This window comes from Acinetobacter sp. YH12205, from assembly GCF_013418125.1.
Classification (GTDB): Bacteria; Pseudomonadota; Gammaproteobacteria; order Pseudomonadales; family Moraxellaceae; genus Acinetobacter; species Acinetobacter towneri.
The window spans coordinates 1-1,940 of sequence record NZ_VPCQ01000026.1; the positions used below are offsets into that span (position 1 = coordinate 1).

A 1,940-nucleotide genomic window follows, 5' to 3' on the forward strand; every position below is an offset into this window, starting at 1 on the left:
GCAGCTTTGCTGTTACGACGGGAGGAGAGATAAAAATCGACAGTGCGGCCCCGGCTGTCGACGGCCCGGTACAGATACGCCCAGCGGCCATTGACCTTCACGTAGGTTTCATCCATGTGCCACGGGCAAAGATCGGAAGGGTTACGCCAGTACCAGCGCAGCCGTTTTTCCATTTCAGGCGCATAACGCTGAACCCAGCGGTAAATCGTGGAGTGATCGACATTCACTCCGCGTTCAGCCAGCATCTCCTGCAGCTCACGGTAACTGATGCCGTATTTGCAGTACCAGCGTACGGCCCACAGAATGATGTCACGCTGAAAATGCCGGCCTTTGAATGGGTTCATGTGCAGCTCCATCAGCAAAAGGGGATGATAAGTTTATCACCACCGACTATTTGCAACAGTGCCGATAAAAATATATCATCATGAACAATAAAACTGTCTGCTTACATAAACAGTAATACAAGGGGTGTTATGAGCCATATTCAACGGGAAACGTCTTGCTCGAGGCCGCGATTAAATTCCAACCTGGATGCTGATTTATATGGGTATAGATGGGCTCGCGATAATGTCGGGCAATCAGGTGCGACAATCTATCGATTGTATGGGAAGCCCGATGCGCCAGAGTTGTTTCTGAAACATGGCAAAGGTAGCGTTGCCAATGATGTTACAGATGAGATGGTCAGACTAAACTGGCTGACGGCATTTATGCCTCTTCCGACCATCAAGCATTTTATCCGTACTCCTGATGATGCATGGTTACTCACCACTGCGATCCCCGGGAAAACAGCATTCCAGGTATTAGAAGAATATCCTGATTCAGGTGAAAATATTGTTGATGCGCTGGCAGCGTTCCTGCGCCGGTTGCATTCGATTCCTGTTTGTAATTGTCCTTTTAACAGCGATCGCGCATTTCGTCTCGCTCAGGCGCAATCACGAATGAATAACGGTTTGGTTGATGCGAGTGATTTTGATGACGAGCGTAATGGCTGGCCTGTTGAACAAGTCTGGAAAGAAATGCATAAGCTTTTGCCATTCTCACCGGATTCAGTCGTCACTCATGGTGATTTCTCACTTGATAACCTTATTTTTGACGAGGGGAAATTAATAGGTTGTATTGATGTTGGACGAGTCGGAATCGCAGACCGATACCAGGATCTTGCCATCCTATGGAACTGCCTCGGTGAGTTTTCTCCTTCATTACAGAAACGGCTTTTTCAAAAATATGGTATTGATAATCCTGATATGAATAAATTGCAGTTTCATTTGATGCTCGATGAGTTTTTCTAATCAGAATTGGTTAATTGGTTGTAACACTGGCAGAGCATTACGCTGACTTGACGGGACGGCGCTTCCCTACCCTCATGGCCGCCTCCCAGGAATCGACCCAGGTGCTTATCGTGGACATAATCCTTTACTCATAAATTTATCTTATTCCATTATTGTACCTGTCACGCAAAACTTGCAGAAAAGCCATAAACGCAGGAGAATCCTGTCGGCGGTGAGGATAATAAATATGGTAGCCGTCAAAATATGGACACCACTCGGTCAGAACAGCAATCAGCTTGCCGCTTTTGATATATCCATCTGCAACATACTCGGGAATATAGGCAATCCCCAGCCCGTCTAATGCTGCATCGAGCTGATGAATCGTGCTGTTCGCAATATATTGCCCTTTGACTTTCAGACTGAATTTCTGAGCATCTTTCTCGAATTCCCAGGCGTACAATCCACTCGTATCAGAATAGCGGACGTTAATGCAGTTGTGGTTCAAAAGATCCTGCGGCTTCCTGGGCTTAGCATAACGCTTAAAATGGCACTGTTGCAAAGTTAGCGATGAGGCAGCCTTTTGTCTTATTCAAAGGCCTTACATTTCAAAAACTCTGCTTACCAGGCGCATTTCGCCCAGGGGATCACCATAATAAAATGCTGAGGCCTGGC

Annotated in this window: 2 protein-coding genes and 1 pseudogene; 1 reads left to right on the plus strand and 2 read right to left on the minus strand. The window is 46.6% G+C overall.

The genetic code is table 11. The features are described from left to right. A pseudogene (locus tag FTU92_RS13960) lies at nt 1–344 on the minus strand (IS6-like element IS26 family transposase); the annotation flags it as partial. 129 nt (nt 345–473) lie between these two features. Between FTU92_RS13960 and FTU92_RS13965 the strand changes: the two are divergent. Then, nucleotides 474–1,289 carry an APH(3')-I family aminoglycoside O-phosphotransferase gene (locus tag FTU92_RS13965; RefSeq protein WP_000018323.1) on the plus strand — a complete coding sequence of 272 codons (816 nt, stop codon included), beginning with the start codon at nt 474–476 and terminating at the stop codon, nt 1,287–1,289. A 136-nt stretch (nt 1,290–1,425) separates the two neighbouring features. Here FTU92_RS13965 and FTU92_RS13970 read toward each other — a convergent pair whose 3' ends face one another. Further along, nucleotides 1,426–1,827 (minus strand): LysR substrate-binding domain-containing protein, encoded by a 402-nt coding sequence (locus FTU92_RS13970; RefSeq protein WP_001183556.1) that lies wholly within the window; start codon nt 1,825–1,827, stop codon nt 1,426–1,428. Between the last annotated feature and the right edge of the window lie 113 nt (nt 1,828–1,940).

Excerpts from the sequence above, each read along its gene's own strand:
- FTU92_RS13965 (WP_000018323.1), top strand. The coding sequence starts at position 474 with ATGAGCCATATTCAACGGGAAACGTCTTGCTCGAGGCCGCGATTAAAT.